We start from the raw sequence: 21,892 nt of genomic DNA, 5'->3' as shown, positions 1-21,892 counted from the left end.
ATTTTCGAGAGGTATTACGAGAGCTCAATCGTGATAGATCAATTTGTTGTGTCTTTGATTGAATGGTTAGCGATATCGACTGCGCCAAGCGAGTAAATTCACATTGTTAAATGCTTGTTATAATTTTATTTTGATGCTTATAGTTACTTGATGATTATTCAAGTAATGGATGTGAATATGAGGTTTGTTTTACCAGTTGTCTTTTCTGCATTGGCTTCAATGCCTGCATACAGTGGTCTCGCTCCAAGTGAAGGTTTCAGCGGTAACTTCAGTGTATTGGCCGGTTTCTACTCTGACAGTAGTAATTTGAGTACTGAACAAGATTCGAATCAAGCAACTAACACCCAGGAAGGGGAGAGTGAAAACCAAGGGTTACTCGGCTTTTTGGGTACTGTTCAATATACTTTTGGCGAATCGCTGACTCACCAAGTGTATGCGGGTACGACGCGAGAGGATATTGCAACAGGTACCATTGCGTTTGAGATCGGTTATAGATACCAACTTTCTGGAGGCACCATATTAGACTTTTCTGTTCTTCCTACCCTTATCTCAGGTAAGGCTTGGTCTGACCCATATGCGGTTGGCGTCAATCGAAACGAAACCGATGTAAAAGGTAATGTTGGGCGATTGCAAATGACTAATATAGGCGGTACTGGCTTTCGAACGGATTTCGCGATTGGTGAATCTGACGTTGATGATGAGTTATCGGGCACCCAAGGCTTATCTCCGGAAGAAGCTGTGCTGCTTGATAGAGAAAGAACCTATTTATACGCCAAAGCAGGGTACCGCTTTATCTTGCCAAACCAAGCAGGTCTATTTGTTCCTTCAATGGTGTATTTCCACTCAGACGCAGAAGGGGGAGTACTCAGCTTCGATAGCTATGGCATAGAATTAAACTACGCTAAGCGAATCGGCCGTCATGGTTTCGTTGTTACGCTCGATGCGAGTGATCGTCAGTACGATGAAGCCAACCCTATTTATGGTAAAGCGCGCGAAGATAATGAATATGGTGCCTTTTTAGCGTACGAGTTTGGTGGCTTGATGGGCTATAAAGATTGGTCGTTTGTCACGTTACTTGGCTTAAGATCTATTGATTCAAATATCGATTTTTATAATTCAGAACAAGTATTCACAAGTGTTGGTGTGGACTATAAATTCTGACATTCACACTACGTATAAAATTAATCAAACAGGCTCTTAGGCTCAGGTTTTCTATTTTTTAAATATTCAGGAGCTTACATCTATTAAGGGTTGTAGATGTTCGTTGCTGTCCGTAATATAAAAAATTAGATGATGGATAGAAATAATATATAAGGAAGCGCTTTAGAAATACAAATAAGACATCTTGAAACGACAGATAGCCAAGATATGTTTGATATCTATCGACACCCATCAGTATCAGAAAATACTTCACAAAAGCCTTTCCTTAGCTCTGATCAGGTAGAGCGGTTGTTTGGTCATTCAGACCATTTCACTTTAGTTGCTGAAGTGTCTGGCAAAGCAGTAGGCCATATTACTTTATTTATGACCACCAAGGTGAGAGACAAACATTGTGCTGGCCTTGCGATAACGATTAACCCGGATATGCACGGCAAAGGGGTTGGTCAAGCGTTAATGCAAGAAGCTATTAATCAATCCGATAATTGGCTTAACCTCGTTCGACTTGAGTTAGAGGTTCATGCAGATAACCACGCCGCTATTGCTCTGTACGAACGCGCAGGCTTTCAGTTAGAAGGCACCAAAAGGCTGAGTACATTCAAAGCGGGTAAGTACATCGATATGTTACTTATGTCTAGAATTAGGCCTGATTATCAATATTAGTGAGCAGAATCTGTTTCATTCGACATTAGTCAATAAGATAGCTATTACTCAAAGCCCGTATGCATAAGGGCTTTGTATCCAATTAAAGCTAGAAGCACCTAAAGGATCAACAAGTGTAGGTCATTTTTATTGGTTTTTAAGCTAGATAAATGAATTAAGATACTAAGAACTATGATTTTCTTTAGAGGGAAATACAGTGTTGTATTGGTAATGAGCTACATTTAAGTAACGCGGAGAAATACCGTGTCAATGCTGTATGAAGACTATCGGAGGAGGAACTAGTTATTGTTAGAACCAACAATCAGTGAACAAATACAATGGCCATGTGATTTACCACAAGACTTTATAGACAGCCTACTCGAAATCGCTGTTTTAAAGACGGGCATACATAGCCTAGAAATTACGAAAAAATTTCAAAACCTACCGGGCGTTTTCTATATTCTTAAGGGCTCAGCAGGTATCTGCTTTTCAACTGAAAACATGAAAAGCTTATCTGGTGGTGTTATTGGAAGGGGAGATTGGATGGGTGCTTTGTCTATACATGCTGACTACAACCTCTTTGCAGTGGCAGAAGAAGTCGAGCCTATCACTATGGTACTTTTTCCTGAAAGTAAGGTATTAGAGCTCGCAGAGCGGAAGTGCATGGTTTACAAATGGCTACTTCACTGTGGAACCAAAGCGCAATCTATTTGGATGCAGGCTTACTTATCCTCGATTCATGAAAAAGAGCAGAAAACCATTTACGTCTTGTTGGAACTTGCGGCACGCCAAACCAATATTGCAGGTGTGACCGTGAGTATAAATATCTCACAAACTCAATTGAGTACCATTACAGGGATCTCGAGACCGAGATTGAATGAGGTGCTTAAAGGTATTGAGCAACAGGGCTTAGTGAAGATCCAAAGAGGGAAGGTTTTTATAACCGATGTTGAGGGGTTGTATGAGCATATTTCACCGATGAATTTGATGATACGAAATCCTGTCACTGAGATTAAGTCCTAACATGTGTATAACAAGAGCGAACTGAGTCGAACTTTTCTCTCATTATTGTTAAATTTACCAACACTTAATGGGTATTTCACAACAAAATTAGCTTCTGTGTTCTTTTGGGAACATACATTGTTTTTCCATATCTATAACTTCCTCGCTAGATTTATAAATTGAAATAAAGCGGAATAGAATTGTTATGAAAATGGCTGTATTGGAATATAAAGTATTGGGGCTTGGTGATTGGATTAAAACAAGAGTTTCTAGCCGCTGTGCGCACTTACTGGCAGCAGAATACAAAGCGCTAGGATGGCCAACAAAAGTAGATGGAAAAGTGTTATCGACTGAGTCGGCTTAATCAATATAAGCCTAAATCATCTAGATGAAGACAAAAAAGAAGCTGGCAGTGTGCCAGCTTTTTTCATTTTTAAATTCAGACCATTGAGCTACTTGTTCACGTAATCTTTGAATTTCTGCTTGGTTTCAGCATCGGCTTTTTCGTACCAGAAATACAGCATTTCTTCAGCAGTATTCGCCGCATTCGCATCAATCTTTGCTGGTAGAGTGACTGGTTGTACTACAGTCGCAGCTGTGCCTGTACTAGCTCCTAGTGTTAGTGCAGCGACACCACCTTTCTGGTTGTATTCCTTTGCTTCTTGAGGAAATTTACGACCAATCTGCATACCATCTTTCAATAGCTTGTCTTGCTTAACACTGATTGTATTTTGGTTCTCATCAACTAATTTCCAATCTAGGTTCTCAAAGCCTTTCTTCGCTTCAGCGGTATTACGGTATTTAGGCATATCAAACGTTAATACGGCGTTTGTCGTGCTAAAGGTTGCAATAATAGCATCGCTATCAACAAACTCGCGGTCGTTACCTTTATCAAAAGCAAGTTGATATTGGAATACGATTTGGTTTTGGCCGTCTGGAACGGTGAGGGTTTTATGAGATGAAAATAAGCTGCCATCTAGGTCAGGCTTGGCTTCATTTACTGCCAGAATATCAACACTTGATGGAACTTTGATTTCAACGTCAGCTAATACTGCTGGTGCAGCAACGATAGTTGAAAGTAGGGCAATGCTTTGGATTGTCTTCATAATCATACAGTTGTTATGGTTAGTTAGATTACAATCGCACGGTAAGAACTCCAATTCAAGTCGTGTCATAAGGATTTGAAAAAATTTGCGAAATCTTAACGCAACAGTCATATATCAAGGTTCATATTGACTAGTGTGAGTTCATATTTTTGAAAAATGAGCGGATAGCTTTGGTATGAATTGTATTAGTTGACGGTTAGCGCCTATATGTTCTTTGTATTGGATACTAAAAAGCCGAGATAACGTTTGAGCTATCACGGCTTTGTTTGGCTTTACTTGGAGGGGGAGCGTTAGCTAGTTATTACTTAGCTTGTGCTGCTGCCGCTTCTAGTTGCTTAAGTTTACCTTGAAGCATGTAAGCATTCTGGTTGAAGTTACCAGGGTTCAACACTTGGCTTTGCTGCATAGGGTAGTCAGGTAGCGTGTTCATGAACTCTTGCACTTTGCCGCCTACAGGTACGAATAGCCACATGTTGTCTGCCATCCAACGTAGGTACATGCCAGATTCGTGTGGTGCTTTTTCGAATGGGTCAGCACGTAGGTGAACTACTTGAGGCCAGTTTGGTTGGAAACGCACAGCATCAACGATGTTACCATCCATAACAGCGAATGAAATCTTGAAGTCGTTCCAACGTACAGCATTTAGTTCAGCGTTAGCAGAGAAGTAAAGCATGCTGTCACGAGGGCCTTTCTCTTCTTTACCTTGGAAGTAAGGTAGGAAGTTGTAACCATCTAGGTGTACACGCCAGTTTTTACCGTTGTAAGTTGCACCTTTGTCAGACGCTAGCTTCTCAACCACTTTATCATCACCAGCAGCTGCTAGTAGCGTTGGAATCCAGTCTTGGTGACCCATGATGTCGTTGATCTTAGTTCCCGGTTTGATAGTGCCAGGCCAGCGAACTAGCTGAGGAACACGCATACCACCTTCGTAAGTTGTACCTTTCTCACCGTGGAAGTAAGTAGCACCACCATCAGGCCAAGATACTGTCTCTGCACCGTTATCGGTAGAGTAGATTACGATTGTGTTGTCTGCGATTTTAAGCTCATCAAGCTTGTCTAGAAGGATACCTACTTGGTCATCGTGCTCTAACATGCCGTCAGCGTAAATGCTGATACCTGATGCGCCTTGGTATTTTTCTTGTAGACGAGTCCACACGTGCATACGTGTTGTGTTGTGCCAGATGAAGAATGGTTTGTCAGCTTTCACTGCTTTTTCCATAAAGGCTAGAGATTCTTCTAGGAACTCTTCATCCGCGTGCTCCATACGCTTACGCGTCATAGGACCTGTATCTTCAATCTTACCGTCAGCAGTAGACTTGATTACACCACGAGGTCCGAAGTTCTTACGGAACTCAGGGTCTTTAGGGTAGTAGTATGTCTCTGGCTCTTCTTCTGCATTCAGGTGGTATAGGTTACCGAAGAACTGGTCAAAACCGTGGTTCGTTGGAAGGTGTTTATCTTGGTCACCCATGTGGTTCTTACCGAACTGAGCAGTCATGTAGCCTTGTTCTTTAAGAAGGTCAGCGATAGTTGGAGCCCAATCTGGGATACCGTGATCAGAGCCTGGCATACCGATAGTTAGTAGACCTGTACGGAAAGGTTCTTGACCCGTTAGGAATGCAGCACGACCAGCAGTACACGATTGCTGACCGTAGTGGTCAGTAAATAGTGCGCCTTCGTTAGCAATACGGTCGATGTTAGGTGTTTCATAACCCATCATACCGTTGTTGTATGCACTGATGTTGAATACACCAATGTCATCACCCCAGATAGCAAGAATGTTTGGTTTTTCTGCTGCTGTTGCCGCTGAAGAAGCTGCTAATAAGCCAACACCTAATGCTAGTTTATTAATTTTAGTACCCATAAGGACTCCGATTCACTTTAAAGATTAATGCGTTAGAGCAACACATCGTTGGGCAAACATTAATCTCTAAAATCGGTCGTGTCTTTTTATAGTGGTTATAACTAATTGTTATGGGGTTATTGTAACCTTTTGATTTTTAGGGTTTTGGTGCTGTTTACTCATTTTGCCCTCTAACGTCATGTGTGATCCTTATCATGTTTGTATACGTAAGTTCCATCGTCTAGTTGTGCGCGTCGCTGTGAAGAAAAATGACAAATAGATTAATAGTTTAGTGAATCTCGCGATCGTTCAAAAAATGGACTATACGTTGTAGGGCAGGATGCAAATAACTAACGAAGAGGTTTCTATGACAGCGAAATATGGCGTCAAACGTCGATTAGCGATTTTGGGTACTGCGATGATGGCGGCTTCCACCACCACATTCGCGGCAGAAAAACCGAATATTCTCGTCATTTGGGGTGACGACATTGGTCAATCTAATGTCAGTGCGTACACCTTTGGCTTAATGGGGTATCAAACTCCGAACATTGATAGCATCGCCAAAGAAGGCATGATGTTTACCGATTACTACGCAGAGCAATCTTGTACCGCAGGTCGCTCTACGTTCATTACAGGTCAAAGTGTACTGAGAACAGGCTTAAGTAAAGTAGGCTTGCCAGGTGCAGATATTGGTCTTCAAGCAGAAGATGCAACCATTGCTGAACTGCTTAAACCTATGGGTTACATGACTGGTCAATTTGGTAAAAACCACCTTGGCGATAAAGATGAATTTCTTCCAACAGCACACGGGTTTGACGAATTTTTTGGCAACCTTTATCACCTAAATGCTGAAGAAGAGCCTGAAAATGAAGATTACCCAACCGACCCAGAGTTTCGTAAGAAATTCGGCCCGCGTGGTGTTATCAAATCATTTGCTGACGGCAAGATTGAAGATACGGGCCCATTAACACGTAAGCGTATGGAAACCGTTGATGAAGAAACACTCGATGCCGCACTCGATTTCATGGATCGCGCTGTGAAAGCTGATAAGCCATTCTTCGTTTGGTGGAACGCAACACGTATGCACTTCAGAACGCACGTGAAAGCGGACAGTAAAGGTGTGACTGGTGTCGGTAACTACGCTGATGGTATGGTTGAGCACGATCGACACGTTGGGCAACTATTGAAGCAAGTGGATGAGTTGGGAATCAAAGACAACACGATTGTTTTTTACTCAACGGATAATGGCCCACACATGAACTCTTGGCCTGATGCGGGGACAACCCCGTTCCGTGGTGAGAAAAACACTAACTGGGAAGGCGCATACCGTGTACCAGCAATGGTCCGTTGGCCTGGTAAGATTGAACCAGGAACAGTATCCAATGAAATCATGCACCACATGGACTGGATGCCAACCTTCGTTGCCGCTGCTGGTGATGACCAAATCAAAGAGAAACTACTTAAAGGTCATACTGCTGGTGATAAAACGTTTAAGGTTCACTTAGATGGTTATAACTTCCTTCCTTACCTAACGGGTGAAGAAGAAAAAGGCCGTCGTTCAGAGATATTTTACTTTACCGATGATGGCGATTTAGCGGCGCTTCGTTACAACCAATGGAAAGCGGTGTTCATGGAGCAACGTGCAACGGGTACCATGCAGATTTGGTCAGAACCGTTCGTGACGTTACGTCTTCCTAAGCTGTTTAACCTGCGTATGGACCCATACGAAAACGCAGATATTACTTCGAATACCTATTATGACTGGTTGTTAGACCATGCTTATATGTTTGTCCCTGCGCAAGCGTATGTAGGCGAGTTCTTAGAAACGTTTGCCGAATACCCACCACGCCAAAAAGCAGCAAGCTTTAGCTTGGATCAGGTTATGGAAAAACTCCAAGAGAACCATAACAAGTAAGCTTTGGTTTATTGAAACTGATAGTTTGATGAAATTGCTAACATGAAAGAGCTCTTCGGAGCTCTTTTTTTATGCGCATATCGATGAGTCAATCCAGGTCGTGAATATGAGTCACAACAATCAAGCTCACTGCCACTAAATAATTGTAAATTCATTGTTTTTACGTCTACCTTATTAAGCATAAGGATGTATAAAAACAAGGAATGTTATGTCTGCATGGTTGTGCTCGCTAGTGAACGGATTGAAACACCAGCGAGTTGCAGTATTATCCGCAATGTTGTCTTTACCTATGTTATCGATGCTGAGTGTCAATGTGTATGCAAATGAACAAGCTCCGACGACGACTGAAGCTTCGCTTAGTGGTTCAGAAATTTCAGATGCTGACTCTTCCAAGGCTACGTATGTCGGTTCTGAAGCATGTGTTGACTGTCACAGCGAAGAAGTGGAAGCGTGGCAAGGCTCTCATCATGATATGGCGATGAAACACGCGACTGATGAGTCCGTTTTGGGTGATTTCAACGATCAAACTGTGACTCATAAAGGAAAGCCCAACCGTTTTTTTCGAAAGGGTGATGAGTTTTGGGTCAACATCGAAGGGCCAGACGGCCAATTCAAAGATTACAAAATCAGCTATACCTTTGCCTTTGAACCTCTTCAACAATACATGGTTGAGTTTGAAGACGGGCGTGTTCAGTTGATTCCTTTTGCTTGGGATTCTCGTGGTGAGGGAGAAGGCGGCCAGCGTTGGTTTCACCTCTATCCAGATACCACCAACACTGATGAATTCTACTGGACCAACAGTGGTCAGAACTGGAACTTCATGTGTGCAGACTGCCACTCAACGAACCTAGAAAAGAACTACGACAGCGCAAGTAATACCTACAACACCACATGGTCCGAGATTAATGTCGGTTGTGAAGCGTGTCATGGCCCTGCGAGTGAGCACGTTGAGCAAGCTCAGCTAGTTGAAGCTAAAGGTGGAAAAGATGCCCATGTCTCGGCGCATTACGGTTTTGACCGTGACTTGTCGAAGTCGGTGAAAGAGTGGATCTATCAAGAGGGTAATTCAACCCTGCAACCAAAAGACATCATTCATACCAACCAAGTTCAAACCTGTGCTCAGTGCCACAGCCGACGCACTCAGTTGAATGAAACGGGTGATCACGTTAATGGATCATTCTTTGATAAATACCGCTTGAGCCTGATTACCCCTGAGCTTTACCACAACGATGGTCAAATCTACGATGAAGATTACGTTTACGGATCTTTCTTACAATCAGTGATGGCAGAGAAAGGCGTCACTTGTACTAACTGTCACGATCCCCATACTGCAGAACTGAAAATTGCCGAAGAAGCCGTGTGTAGCCAGTGTCACATTGCCTCTGAATACACACCTGAAAAACACACATTTCATGAAGCAAATACTGAAGCTTCACAATGTACCACTTGCCACATGCCAGAAACGACGTACATGGAAGTCGATCCAAGGCGTGACCATAGCTGGCATATCCCACGTCCTGATATTAGCCAACATATTCAAACACCGAACGTGTGTACTAGCTGTCATGAAGACCAAACTGATCAATGGGCCGATCAACAAATCGGTAAATGGTTCCCAGATTCTAAGTATCGTAACCAACAACACTTTGCCGTTGCCTTTTATGCGGATTCAATAGGGCACAGAGGTGCAGAGGATGCGTTGGCATATTCGGCTCAGGATTCAAGCTTAAGCAATATCATTCGCGCTTCGAGCTTAGAACGTTTGGGGGGTAATACGGGCAAGAACACGCTGATCTCATTGGCGAGAGCGGTGAAACACGATGATGAAATGATCCGCTTGGGTGTTGTGCAAGGCTCGTCTGGCTTCCCATTCACTGATCGCTGGCAGATCCTAGAGCCACTATTGAAGGACCCTGTATTGTCGATTCGTTCAGAAACCGCAGGCGCGCTAGTACGTTACTGGGGAGAAATGAATCCGCTGCAGAAAGACCAAATCAAGCCTGCATTGGAAGAGTACATTGAGATACAACAATTTAATGCAGACAGAGGGTTTGGCCGCACCAACTTAGGTAACGTTTACCGAGACTTAGGCCAGTACCAAAAAGCGATTGAGTTTTATCAAGGTGCTATCGAGATTGAGCCCTACTTTGAAAACAGCTACGCCAACTTGGCTGATTTATATCGTGCACTTGGTGACGAGCCAAAAGCATTAGCGACACTGAAAAAAGGTATTCAAGCGCAACCAAAATCGAGTGTGTTGCCATACAGCGCAGGGTTATCAATGCTGCGAGTGAAAGATTACAAACAGGCAACCAACTATCTAAAACAAGCGGCAGAAACCGCACAAACCGACCCACAATATTGGTATGTGTACGGCTTGGCTTTGGAGAAATCGGATGTGCTTGAGGCAAGTCAATCACTGCACAAGGCTTACCAATTTAGCCGCAACCCACAGCACCTGTATGCCCAGTGTGAAGTGTTGGCGCGAAACAGCCATATACCGGGCGTACCAAATGCGTTTGAGCAATGTATTTCATCATTGAGCAAAGTGGCGCCACCGGAGGCGATTAACCAATTGAAAGCGATTAGCAAGTAGAAAGCTGGGCTGAAATAAAGCACCAGAATTGACGTGGCTATGCGCTTATAATTTATGGTGCTTATAACTAATAGTTATGGGGCTTGTGAGTAGGATGTACGCAGCCAGATTGAATTAAGGGAAGACCTATGAACCATGCGCAACAAGCAATAAACCAACTGATTGAACAGACAGAGAAAAGTGTTATCGGTCAGAGCCACGTCGTTCGGGCTCTGGTGATAGGGTTATTGACTAATGGGCATGTGCTTTTAGAGGGACTTCCCGGTACAGCGAAAACTCGTTCAGTGAAATCGCTGGCGAACCTACTGAACACCAGTTTTGGTCGAATTCAGTTTACGCCTGACCTGCTGCCATCAGATGTAACCGGTACAGAAGTGTATCAAGAGCTTGATGGAAAGCCTCAGTTGCACTTTCAACCGGGTCCTATTTTCAACAGTATTGTTTTAGCCGATGAAGTGAACCGTGCTCCTGCAAAGGTACAAGCGGCTCTGCTTGAAGCTATGGCGGAAGGGACGATTACGGTGGGTGGTCAAACTCATATTCTGCCAGATCTATTCATGGTGCTCGCTACGCAAAACCCAGTAGAGCAAGAAGGTACGTATCCACTGCCTGAAGCACAAATGGACCGTTTTATTATGAAAGTCACGGTCGACTATCCAGAAGATGAAGCTGAACGCGATATCATTCGACTTGTGCGCAGTGAGGAACTCGGTAGCGAGACGAGTTCGGAATTAGTCACTCCACAGCATATTGAACCTGAATTGGTACTTGAAGCGCGCCGCCAACTTCCAGACATTGCCGTTTCCGATTTAGTTGAGAACTACATCGTGGCTTTGGTAATGGCTACACGAAAACCTGAGCGTTATCCAGAATCAGACTTATCGAAATGGATTGAAATTGGTTCAAGTCCTCGTGCTTCTATTTCATTGGATAAATGTGCTCGCGCTTATGCGTGGCTGCAAGGGCGTGACCACGTCACGTTAGATGATGTGCGTGCCATGTTGCCAACTGTATTAGGCCACCGATTCTCGTTGTCTTACGATGCATTGGCCGATGGTGTTGACCATCAAAGAGTGGTTGAAGAACTGCTTGATAATGTTGAGATCGGATAACTAGGGGGCGTCATGGCGAAGCCAACACAAGCTCCTAAACCGCAAGGCCTTGATCCTCGACTTTACTGTGACTATTCAAGGTTAGTGCGAATTCAGGCTCAAGCTGAGTCATTTTCACTGTTACCTCATTTAAAAGCGGGCAGCGTACTTTCGGGTAGACATAACTCTTTGTTCCGTGGTCGTGGTTTGAATTTTGAGGAGTTACGACACTACCAACTTGGTGATGATATTCGTAACCTTGACTGGAAAGTCACCATGCGAACGGGGAAGCCGCATGTTCGCAGTTACACCGAAGAAAAAGACCGTAATGTGATGATCTGTGTCGATCAGCGCAGCTCAATGTTCTTTGCCTCTCAAGACACCATGAAGTCAGTCGTCGCAGCCGAAGTTGCGGCATTGTGTGGTTGGCGTGTGCTCAAAGATGGCGACCGAGTAGGCTTCGTTTTAGCCTCACACCAAAAACTCTTTCATACCAAAGCGCAGCGTTCTCAATCTGATTTATTGGCTCAGCTAAAACATCTTACTAAAGCCAATCAAAGCTTAGGCGTCAAGGTAAGCGATGGAGATAATGTTGGTTTTAGCCAGTGGATTGAACTGATTAAGCGAATGAGGCTCAAGCAATCAACCTTGATATTTATTAGTGACTGGCGAGACTGCCAAGAACAACATCTCGATCGACTAAAGCAGTTACAGCAACACAATGACATCTTGGCCATTATGGTCACCGATCCATTAGAACAGTCATTACCTCAAGATCTTGCAAGCGCAAACTGGGTGGTGGGTGATGGTCGCTTTCAACTTAATCTGGATAGCCAATCTAAGGTAAACCTCGCAAGTGAAAGTCTTGCTCAGAAAGCGGCACTTCAGAAACAGTCCCTTGCTAAATTGATGGCGATGAAAAAACTCCCTTATATTGAATTAGACACGTCGGGCAATCACATATCACAGCTGCAGAAGCTAGTGGGAGGTCGCTAAATGGCTGTTGAACATACGCCCCCAAGTACTTATATCCTCCGCGAACTGCACGATGTAGCGATTCCTGACAGTGTGAGCTGGGCTCCTCAAACGATCGGCTGGAAGATCCTCGGCGTTATTCTGTTATTGGTTGCTATCTATCTGGCTTATCGTTTGGCGCAGAGATGGTGGAATAACCGTTATCGAAAAGAAGCTCTTCAAGAGCTTATGGTATTGGATGCACGAGACAAAAATTCAACCGAGCGAACTTTTAAGGTGCTCAAAGTGGTGCTTCGTTACCTAGACAGCAGTAATGCCAAGTTGTTTGGCCAAGCTTATGTGAACTGTCTGAACGCTTATCTGCCTGTTAGCGCTAACACCAGTGAAAACAGCAATGCGTTCTTTGCTGACGAAGTCTCGGAATTATGGATGCAGAGCCTAATTGACCCTAATGTGCGTTTGAGCTTTGAACAGCGTTTAGAGGTGATTCAAACCGCGATGATGTGGTTAAAACTTCACAAGTCGAATGTACAAGTTACGGTAGAGGGGCAAGATAATGTTTGATGTTTTATCTGCCAGCTTTGAATTTGCGCATCCGCTGTGGTTTATCGCGTTGCCTTTGCCGTTATTGGTCTATTTTGCCGTGCCAGCTTATCGGACTAAGCAAATGGCGATTAAAGTGCCATTTTTTCGAGAATTGGTTGAAGCAATTGGGGAAGCACCGTCAGAAGGTGCAAGCCAGTTAACACCAAGCTGGTGGCAACGAACCACGCTCATTATTACTTGGATATTGGTCGTATGCGCGTTAGCGAAACCAACCATTCTTGGTGAGCCACAGGTTCGCGAACAATTAGGTCGGGATGTGATGGTGGTGGTCGATTTGTCGGGCTCGATGGCAGAGCAAGACTTTACCTCTAAGCAAGGCGATAAAATTTCTCGCTTAGATGCGACCAAAGAAGTGTTAGCTGACTTTGCAAAAACCAGAAAAGGTGACCGACTCGGTTTGATCTTGTTTGGTGATGCTGCGTTTGTGCAGACGCCATTTACTGCAGACCAAGATGTATGGCTTGAACTACTTAATCAAACTGATGTTGCGATGGCAGGCCAAAGTACCCACTTAGGTGATGCAATTGGCTTGGCGATTAAGGTGTTTGAACAAAGCGAAAAGCAAAGTGCTGCCGTTCAAGATTCGAGTGTTGATGCCAACGAAAAAGAGAAGGTCGTGATCGTACTAACCGACGGTAATGATACTGGAAGCTTTGTTGAACCGATTGATGCAGCCAAAGTTGCGAAGGCGAAAGGCGTTCGTATTCACGTGATCGCCATGGGTGACCCACAAACCGTTGGTGAAGTGGCTTTGGATATGGAAACCATCAAACGAGTGGCTCAAGAGTCTGGTGGCGAAGCCTTTGAGGCGCTTAACCGCGACGAACTGACCAAAGCCTACGCTCAGATTGGTGAGCTAGAACCACAATTATATGAAAGTACCACTTATCGTCCTAAACAGGGGCTGCACCATTACTTAATGGCGATTGTTGTTGTGATGTATCTGACTGCCTTTAGTCTGGCGACTTTACGTAGAAGGTCGCTTTTGGCTTCTAAAACTAAAAAATTGAAAGGAGAGGATGATGCCTGATTCTCTCACTCTACAACAGTTCTTTACCCAGTTTCATTTTATCCGACCTTTGTGGTTGTTGGCCTTTATTCCGATGTTCTTCCTGTTATGGGTTCGTTGGAGAGAAGAGACCAAACCAACGTGGAAAGACATTCTACCTGCACATTTACGCGATGCATTGACCATTGGCGAAACAGGGTGGCGTAAGCAATTACCGTTGAAGCTATTGGTGGTGATTGTGACTGTCGCGATCATTATCTGTTCTGGCCCAACATGGCAGCATGAGGCTTCGCCTTTTGGTGAAGACAAAGCGTCGATGTTGGTTGTGCTCGATAATAGTGAATCCATGCTCGCTAAAGATTTACCTCCGAGTCGTTTGGAGCGATCTAAGCAGAAAATTAGAGACTTACTAGCAGCTCGCAAAGGCGGCACTACGGGCTTAGTGGTTTACGCAGGGAGCGCACACGTGGCAATGCCCGTTACGCAAGACAGCAAAGTATTCGAACCGTTTCTAGCGGCTATCACACCCGACATTATGCCAGTATCAGGTAAGTCAGCAGAAGCAGCGTTGCCACTAATTAATCAGCAATTGTCTGGTGAGTTAGGCTCTTCTGTACTGTTGGTATCAGATGGTGTAAACCCAAGCACCATTAGGGCGTATGAGAGTTTCTTTAACGACAATCCGTATCAGTTGCTCATTCTGGCCGCAGGAAACAGCAATGTGGTGAGCGATAATCCAGTCGACCTCGATTCATTGCGTAATTTGGCGAATAAGACAGGTGGTCGAGTGATTGAGGTGACCGTTGACGATTCGGATATTCAACAGTTGAATCAAGCTGTTGAAAGAAACATGCAACTTAACGGTGAATCTTCTATGCCATGGAAAGACATGGGCTATGGCCTGCTTATTCCAATGGCGATCATTATGTTGTTGTGGTTCAGAAAAGGGTGGTTGGTGCAGTGGTGTGTCGTTGGCATGATGATTTCAGGCAGCATCTATTCACCAAATACTTTTGCGAAAACAGTCAACTTAACGGCTGAGAAACCAATCGTGGTGGAGTCGCTTACAGCTTGGGATAAAACAGCTCAATGGTGGTGGGACTTATGGCTAACGCCCGATCAACAAGGTCAACGTTTGTTGAATCAAAAGGAGTACCTTCAAGCTGCCAAACATTTTACTGACCCAATGCGAAAGGGCGCGGCTTACTACTATGCTCGTGATTTTAAGCTAGCTCACAGTGCATTTTTGCAAACCAAAACTGACCTTGGTTTGTACAATGCAGCGAGCGCGTTAGCCAGGCAGCGTGAATATCTTGCTGCTAGAGACCTTTTGAAGTCATTAAGTGAAAAAGGGGACTTGTCTCCAGAACTGAGAACGGATGTGGAAAATAACCTCGCAGTGCTTAGCGGGATTGTCGAAGAGGTAAACCGAACCAGCGAAAGCCAATCTGGAACCACAGATGGTCCTGAAGAATCTTTAGAACTCGAAGATGATCAGCCGCGAACGGGTGATGGCGCTGAAGAAGAAACGGTAGCCGAATTGATGCTCAAGGAAACGCTTAACGCCAATGAAATATTGGGCAGCCAAGAGCTTGCCGACAAGTGGTTAAAACGCGTTGAAGCGGATCCTAAGTTCTTCTTAAAGTCGAAATTTCAAATTCAGTTAAGAGATCCTGCACCGTCTATCGAACAGACGCAAAAACAGGAGCAAGCACAATGAGTCGATATGATTTAACTCTTGAATTGGTTCAAGTAAAGGTAGGGTGGGCAAAGTCGTTGAACTTAACCAAGACCTTGCTTGTGTCGATGGTTTTGCTGTTTAGCACTGCTTTTTCTGCATTTGCTTCTGCTACTGACATCTTCGATCTACAAAAAAGTGGTGACGTTGAGCTTATCGCTTGGGTAGGTGAGAAACCCAAGTCAGGCGACAAGATAACGCCGACCAAAGTCAGCGTAAATGAGCAGGTCATTCTGAACATTGAGGTGGCGACACCGCGCTGGTTAACTGGCGGCACTCGAATTGGCAGTATCGAAATCCCTAACGTGATCGCTAAGCAGCGTAACCAACTCGCGACGAACTATACAGAAAGAGTCGGCGGTACTACATGGTCACGTCAACGATGGGAAGTGACGCTCTATCCGATGACTTCTGGCGAGTTTGTCATTCCAACCGTGCCGGTTCGCGTCCAAGTTTCTGCACCTGATGGTTCTAACGTTGGCGGCACGCTTTACACGCAGCCGATTAAGTTTGAAACCTCACTACCTTCAGGTTTATTAAGTGATGAATCGCCTTGGTTTTCTGCAACAGAAGTAGATACAGAGCAACAATGGCAACGCTCGAGTGAAAACTTAAAAGTAGGCGATGCCATTACTCGAACGGTAACCATCAAGGCCAAAGACAGCTTGTCTGTGTTACTGCCAGATGTGTTAAACAATGAATCGACTCAGCAATATCAAGCTTACCCACAGCCAAATCGTTTAGACGATACACAAGAACGTGGAGATTATCGTTCTAGCCGAGTTGAAGAAACGGTTTATGTGATTCAACAAGGTGGCGAATTTACCTTGCCAGACTTCTCATTCCAGTGGTGGAACAGCAAGAATCAGCGCCTTGAAACCGTGGTGATAAAAGGGAATGTGTTTGAAGCCAAGCACACGCTCCAATCCTTCATCAAGGCTTATATGTCAGTCTTTATCAGTGTGGGTTTGGCATTGGTGTTGTGTGTTGCGTTGTTTGTGTCTTTGAAGCGTTATTACAAGAACCGACCAACACCGAGTTGGTTGGTATTCCGTCGTTTGCTTAAGCAAGGTAATTGGTCTGCATTGAGAACCTTTATCTATCGTCAATTACGAAACGAAACCTCTCAACTAGAACTGGATAAAGTGCAACTTGGTAAATTGAATGGACAAAAGCGTTGGCTAGAGGATAGCGAAGCCCTTCAACAAGGGCGCGAAGACAAAAACGTATTTACTCGTTTATGGAAAGGCTTAGGTCACTTACCCGATGATAAATCAAAACCGAGCAATTCTCGCTCAATTGTCGACCGATTGAAAATCCCTAAAGCTTTGCCAGACTTAAAAGATAGAACTAAGTAGCAAACTTTAGTCATTCGCATCGAACATAATCGGCAGGTTCTCTACTATAGGGAACCTGCCTCTTTAATATGGAACTGTATGAAAAGTACCGAGCTAAATCTAATTCCTATATTTGTCGCTATTTATGAAGAGCAGAACTTATCAAGAGCTGCTAATCGCATGGATATAAGCCAACCAGCTGTGAGTAAAGCGCTTGCAAGGTTGAGAGATATCTATGATGAGCCACTGTTTCACCGAACCACTTCTGGCGTAGAGCCGACCACATTTGCTATTGATATCTATCCTGCAATGGCCGCTGCGCTAAAAAACTTTACTTCTACCTTATCCGCATCAAGAGACTTCGACCCTAAAACTTCAGGCCGAGTGTTTTCAATTGCCTGCGTCTCGGCGGCTAGCTACGAAATGGTACCAAGAGTCATGCAGTTGATCAGTCAAGTTGCACCAGGTATTGCCTTGGAAGTCCATCCCTTGTTTACAGAGGACTACGAGTCAGACCTTAGGCTTCAAAGACATGATGTGATCATCGATATGACCCCAAGGGGTCGAACTATGCTCAAGCATGAAGTGATTGCTAGCGAAGAGTTAGTCGTGGTGTGTCGCTCAGATCACCCGACGATAGGTGATACCATCGATATGGAGCAGTTTCTAGCCTTAGAGCATGTCGTTGTTTCGCGATGGCACGCTCGAAGGAGTCTACTAAGTTCAGAACATTTTAGTGACCTTGAGAAACGCAAAGTAATCTATCGAGCTGCGGGTGTCGTAGAGATGCTTCCTGTTATAGAGGGCTCAAATTCCATCGGTATGCTCCCAATGTCATCTGTACGCTGTTTTTCTGGAAAATATGATGTTAGAACGCTGCCTTTACCTTTTGAACTCGACGATCTCGATATGTGCATGATTTGGCACCCAAGCCGTACCAATGAGCCAAGCCACAAATGGTTGCGCGCTAAGATCAAGGCGGCAGCAAAAGATGTAGCTAGTTAGTACGATAGAGGGCAGTGCAATGGAAAGTATTCGTGCGATTTTAAACGGAAAGAAAGCCAACACAGTGGCACTTTGACTATAGATAAATGATGAGAACTTTGAGGTTGCTTTTTTGTAACGGCAGCTTGGTCCGTGGGGGCAGCCCGAAGGCTACACTTGTTTCGTAAAAAATCGGTGAAGGAACTTAACTCACTGAAACTTTATTAATTTAAGGAACAGGCACTAAGCTTCTCTTTGGCTCTGCTCAGAGTTAAGCAAGAAGTATGACACCCAATCATCGATGGGCAAAGGTCGAGCAAAGAAATAGCCTTGAGCATATTTGCAGCCAATTTGGCGTAGAGTCTTTACATGATTTTGTGTTTCAAGGCCCTCTGCAATCACTGAAAAATCAAGTATTTGTGCAAGCTTGAGTACCGCGCAAGTAATCTCATAATCTACTTTCGAAGAATTTATGTCTTCAATAAAGCTTCGATCTAATTTGACGCAATCAGCAGAAAGGTTTTTCAATACGGACAAAGATGAATAGCCTGTACCAAAATCGTCGATAGCGATTTTGTAACCTTTAGAATGAAGCAGCTCTATGGTTCTTGAGCAGGTTTCGAAATCTCGCATCATATCTCTTTCCGTGATTTCCAATAGTAGCTGATGAGGCTGACAATCTGTTTCATCGAGTATCTCTTGCAGTTGTTCTGCTAGGTCAGTCATGTAGAACATTCTTGCTGAGAAGTTGATGGAGAAAATCACACCCTGAAGATTCATTCCCGCGCATTGCCACTCAGTGATCAGGTTTGCCACTTTCTTAAATACCCATTTATCGATGTCGATAATGAGGTCACTTTTTTCTGCTACTTCAAGGAAATCGACAGGGGGAAGCAGTCCCAATTTAGGGTGGCGCCAGCGAATAAGCGCTTCGGCACCAATGATTTCTTGAGAATTTAAGTCAACTTTTGGCTGGAAGTACACTTCCAGTTCGTCGTTGGTAATCGCTTGACGAAGTCCAATATTGGTTTCAATTATGTCATTAACTTCGTGAGTCATTTCATCTGCGTAGACTCGATATTGATCTCTACCATTTCGTTTCGCATGATACATAGCAGTGTCTGCGTTTCGAATTAAGGTTTCAAGGTTCGAACCATGGGTAGGATATTCACATACCCCTATACTTGCCGAAACAAAAATAGAAGTGTCATTGATGTAATAAGGCTTTCTTAGTGCTTGATTTAAGCGTTCTGCAATGGGTTGTCCTTCTTCCAATCCTATATTCGAAAACACCACTAAAAACTCGTCACCGCCCATTCGCGCCACAAAACCTTTATCGCCCACTAAGTTGTTTAAGATGTGAGATACGTTAACTAACAAGTTGTCGCCCGAGGCATGCCCCAATGAATCGTTGATTGTCTTGAACTCATCTATATCGAGATAAAATAACAAGAAAGGTACGTTATGTTGACTGGATTGTTTGATCTCTTTGTCCAACTGCTTCGTTGCTAAAAGTCGATTAGCTAAGCTTGTCAGTGGGTCGTGATGAGCAAGGAAATCAAAGTTTTTCTTCTCTTCAGTGAGATCTAAATAAGCTTCTGAAAGCCTTGAAGCCATATCGTTGTATGCTTTTTCTAGGTGAGACCATTCGTCACGTCTGCCCAAATTGATTGGGTTTTTTAGGCTACCGGATTCTAAACGGTCGAAGCCATGTCTCAGCGCATTGAGTGGTTTTCTAATGTGGTGTCTAACAACGTGGCTAACCAGCAACATCGATAATACAAAGGCTGAAAAGCTGATAACAATTGCGTTAAGTCTTGATAAGCCAATCTCTTTTTCAAGTTGGTCTGTTAATTCCAAGGCTTGGCTTTGTACACGTGATTCCGTTTGTTCTACCATCTCCAACAAGTCACTTTGAGCAACTAACAGCGATGCCATCACCAACCAACGCTGTTCCAGATTTGCTCGAATGCGTTTTAAAGCCGCGTTGTATCGTTTCACCGTGCGGTGGATTCGTTTCTTCTCTGCGATAACCGCCGCCGTTCCAATATCAACGTTTTCTAAGTGGAGTAAAAATATGTCGAGCTCTTTCTCGACTTCGATAAGCAGAACTTTCTCCGTTTCTGGTGTGATACGGCTGTGAATGTCACCGACCATTTTACCCGAGGTGAGGAATGACTCTCGTAGCATGTTGATGAGGTCTAATTCATTGTTATAACGGATGAAATTAGGTTGGTCTAAGTGCTTTAGCTTGCTGTCGGCTATCGCAAATTCGAGTTGATCAAGTTGCTCGGCTAACGCAGCGTCGATTTGATTGGTCTGCTTGAGGATTCGATTTAATGCTAGCGAACTGCCTAAGAAACGATGGAAGTTATCGATAAAGGCGTCGATCTTCTGCGAGAATCCTTCGTTGGTCGAGAGATCTCTCAGCCGTTGCAGTTGGAAGTCAACATTGAACGCTTCTTCAGACAGTGTGGTTTCACTGAACAAAAAGGTCTGCTCCAGCAGCTTAACGCGAGAGGTTAAAGTGAATACGCGTCGGCTGATCTCTGAGTTAATAATCAAATCTGATACGTGTGTTGAGGTTTCCGTTTTGAGAGTCGACTCGACGTAATAGAGCGAGCGGATCACCATGATGACGGCAAGGCTCACAATCAATAGCGAAACCAGGTTCGAAATAATGAGCCGTTGGGTTATGTTTATCTGAGGTAGTTTCATTGTGGCTTCCAAATTTTCAGATATGCTTCACGGTAGCCATTTTTAGGGTCGTAGATTCCTTTGTCTGACTGGCTGATGAGTTCTTCAACATTATCGGGCGTGACGAGATGTACAGGGGCAGAGTAGCCACTTGGAGGCATCTGGTTGAATGCTCGGTTGAGCTCGTCGACAATTTGCCAACCTTGCAGATATAAGGGTTCAGGTACAGTAGCCAGTTGGAATTGACCGCTATTAATCCTTTTGTATGCGGCTTTGCTGCCGTCACCTGCCGAAATGTTTTGTGGTATTAGCCGATGCTCTTCGAGATTAGATTCAAAAGAAGGGATAGCGTAATCAATGTACAGGTCGTTGATGGTTAAGATATGAGTTATTTTCTCGTCATACTTCTTATCAAGTTTCTTCAATGTCGCAGGCATCTGCTCGGCAATTTTATCGAGTGGTAAGTAGTTCAGCTCAAGTACATCACATGTACCGCAACGTTTGATGGTGTTGACCATCGCGTTGGCTTTTATCATCGCTATTTCATAGTTCGGGTCGGTAAACACAATGGTTTTTGCTCGCCCGTTTGAGTTTACGATCGCGAGTAGCGCTGCCACTTCCGCTACATCGAGAGGATCAGTGGTAATGTTGGTGTATAAGCCTATTTCAGGATTGCCGCCGACAAGCTCGGTTGCGTGCCAACCAATGACAACAATTCCGAGATCTTCCGCTTGCTTCAAAATGGTTTTGTGTCGAACAGCATCAATACCGCCGAGAACAATGGCATCGGGTTCAAAGCTAATCGCTTTTCTGATAGCTGCACCTTGGCGTACTTCAGAGCCCAAACCATCAATGAACCTTAGATGCCAATTGATGTTTGAAATAGCCTCGGAGATGCCTTTACCCACCCCGTAAACACCACCATTACGTAAATCAGAGGCGACAAAAATAACGTTTTTTTCATGACGTACAGCAGGGCCTTGTATTGGACCATGCCAAGTGCTTTGGTTGGAAACCGCACGCATCACTTTTTCTTCAGCATATTTGAAGAAATCATCGTCATGATTACCCGCAAAACTCGGAGAGTAGCAAGTAGCAGCGAGCAACAAACTCGCAAAATTTAATCTCTTATTCATATGGCTTATAAAACGCTTTAACTTATAATCACCCTATATTTATAATATTGTTAATAA

The 21,892-nt window shown here is 44.1% G+C and carries 17 protein-coding genes; 13 read left to right on the top strand and 4 right to left on the bottom strand.

Annotated features, from left to right (window positions below):
- Window positions 1–177 precede the first annotated feature (177 nt).
- From QQ041_RS17175 to QQ041_RS17160, 4 genes are all read left to right on the top strand, one after another.
- The gene (locus QQ041_RS17175) at window positions 178–1,161 is read left to right on the top strand and encodes a DUF2860 family protein (protein WP_285954586.1); all 984 of its coding nucleotides are present in this window, start codon (window positions 178–180) and stop codon (window positions 1,159–1,161) included.
- Window positions 1,162–1,329: 168 nt separating this feature from the next.
- On the top strand, window positions 1,330–1,821 hold the full coding sequence (locus QQ041_RS17170) for a GNAT family N-acetyltransferase (RefSeq protein WP_285954670.1): 492 nt from the start codon (window positions 1,330–1,332) through the stop codon (window positions 1,819–1,821).
- Window positions 1,822–2,106: 285 nt separating this feature from the next.
- Window positions 2,107–2,823 (top strand): Crp/Fnr family transcriptional regulator, encoded by a 717-nt coding sequence (locus QQ041_RS17165; protein ID WP_285954585.1) that lies wholly within the window; start codon window positions 2,107–2,109, stop codon window positions 2,821–2,823.
- Between the two features lie 184 nt (window positions 2,824–3,007).
- Window positions 3,008–3,166 carry a hypothetical protein gene (locus QQ041_RS17160; RefSeq protein ID WP_017070406.1) on the top strand — a complete coding sequence of 53 codons (159 nt, stop codon included), beginning with the start codon at window positions 3,008–3,010 and terminating at the stop codon, window positions 3,164–3,166.
- A gap of 88 nt (window positions 3,167–3,254) precedes the next feature.
- Here the strand turns inward: QQ041_RS17160 and QQ041_RS17155 are convergent, their stop codons facing one another.
- Both QQ041_RS17155 and QQ041_RS17150 read right to left on the bottom strand, forming a co-directional pair.
- Complete coding sequence (locus QQ041_RS17155) at window positions 3,255–3,908, bottom strand: DUF2057 family protein (protein WP_285954584.1); 654 nt, start codon at window positions 3,906–3,908, stop codon at window positions 3,255–3,257.
- Between the two features lie 301 nt (window positions 3,909–4,209).
- Window positions 4,210–5,772 carry an arylsulfatase gene (locus QQ041_RS17150; protein ID WP_146490187.1) on the bottom strand — a complete coding sequence of 521 codons (1,563 nt, stop codon included), beginning with the start codon at window positions 5,770–5,772 and terminating at the stop codon, window positions 4,210–4,212.
- A 346-nt stretch (window positions 5,773–6,118) separates the two neighbouring features.
- Here QQ041_RS17150 and QQ041_RS17145 point away from each other — a divergent pair, with 346 nt between their 5' ends.
- The 9 genes from QQ041_RS17145 to QQ041_RS17105 all read left to right on the top strand — a co-directional run bounded on the left by QQ041_RS17145 (window position 6,119) and on the right by QQ041_RS17105 (window position 18,023).
- On the top strand, window positions 6,119–7,666 hold the full coding sequence (locus QQ041_RS17145) for an arylsulfatase (RefSeq protein ID WP_146490206.1): 1,548 nt from the start codon (window positions 6,119–6,121) through the stop codon (window positions 7,664–7,666).
- Between the two features lie 208 nt (window positions 7,667–7,874).
- Entirely contained in the window at window positions 7,875–10,262 is a 2,388-nt protein-coding gene (locus tag QQ041_RS17140) for a tetratricopeptide repeat protein (RefSeq protein WP_285954583.1), read from the top strand.
- 128 nt (window positions 10,263–10,390) lie between these two features.
- Window positions 10,391–11,374, top strand: coding sequence for a MoxR family ATPase (locus QQ041_RS17135; RefSeq protein ID WP_004730485.1), 984 nt, complete (start codon window positions 10,391–10,393; stop codon window positions 11,372–11,374).
- Between the two features lie 12 nt (window positions 11,375–11,386).
- Entirely contained in the window at window positions 11,387–12,349 is a 963-nt protein-coding gene (locus QQ041_RS17130; protein ID WP_285954582.1) for a DUF58 domain-containing protein, read from the top strand.
- On the top strand, window positions 12,350–12,892 hold the full coding sequence (locus tag QQ041_RS17125; protein ID WP_285954581.1) for a DUF4381 domain-containing protein: 543 nt from the start codon (window positions 12,350–12,352) through the stop codon (window positions 12,890–12,892). It abuts the gene before it with no gap.
- Entirely contained in the window at window positions 12,885–13,964 is a 1,080-nt protein-coding gene (locus tag QQ041_RS17120) for a VWA domain-containing protein (protein ID WP_285954580.1), read from the top strand. Before QQ041_RS17125 ends, QQ041_RS17120 begins: the two co-directional genes overlap by 8 nt.
- The gene (locus QQ041_RS17115; protein WP_285954579.1) at window positions 13,957–15,663 is read left to right on the top strand and encodes a VWA domain-containing protein; all 1,707 of its coding nucleotides are present in this window, start codon (window positions 13,957–13,959) and stop codon (window positions 15,661–15,663) included. Before QQ041_RS17120 ends, QQ041_RS17115 begins: the two co-directional genes overlap by 8 nt.
- Window positions 15,660–17,039 (top strand): BatD family protein, encoded by a 1,380-nt coding sequence (locus tag QQ041_RS17110; RefSeq protein WP_285954578.1) that lies wholly within the window; start codon window positions 15,660–15,662, stop codon window positions 17,037–17,039. Before QQ041_RS17115 ends, QQ041_RS17110 begins: the two co-directional genes overlap by 4 nt.
- A gap of 78 nt (window positions 17,040–17,117) precedes the next feature.
- The gene (locus QQ041_RS17105) at window positions 17,118–18,023 is read left to right on the top strand and encodes a LysR family transcriptional regulator (protein WP_146490194.1); all 906 of its coding nucleotides are present in this window, start codon (window positions 17,118–17,120) and stop codon (window positions 18,021–18,023) included.
- Window positions 18,024–18,245: 222 nt separating this feature from the next.
- Here QQ041_RS17105 and QQ041_RS17100 read toward each other — a convergent pair whose 3' ends face one another.
- Together QQ041_RS17100 and QQ041_RS17095 are read right to left on the bottom strand one after the other, a co-directional pair.
- The gene (locus tag QQ041_RS17100; protein WP_285954577.1) at window positions 18,246–20,720 is read right to left on the bottom strand and encodes a bifunctional diguanylate cyclase/phosphodiesterase; all 2,475 of its coding nucleotides are present in this window, start codon (window positions 20,718–20,720) and stop codon (window positions 18,246–18,248) included.
- Window positions 20,717–21,835, bottom strand: a complete 1,119-nt coding sequence (locus tag QQ041_RS17095) for a substrate-binding domain-containing protein (protein ID WP_285954576.1) — start codon at window positions 21,833–21,835, stop codon at window positions 20,717–20,719. The genes QQ041_RS17100 and QQ041_RS17095 overlap by 4 nt, the downstream gene beginning before the upstream one ends.
- Window positions 21,836–21,892: the final 57 nt, after the last annotated feature.

The organism is Vibrio sp. TMPB1044, from assembly GCF_030442075.1.
Lineage (GTDB): Bacteria > Pseudomonadota > Gammaproteobacteria > Enterobacterales > Vibrionaceae > Vibrio > Vibrio satsumensis.
Note: the sequence above shows the minus strand (reverse complement) of the source record. Positions and strands in the feature narration are given on the sequence as shown.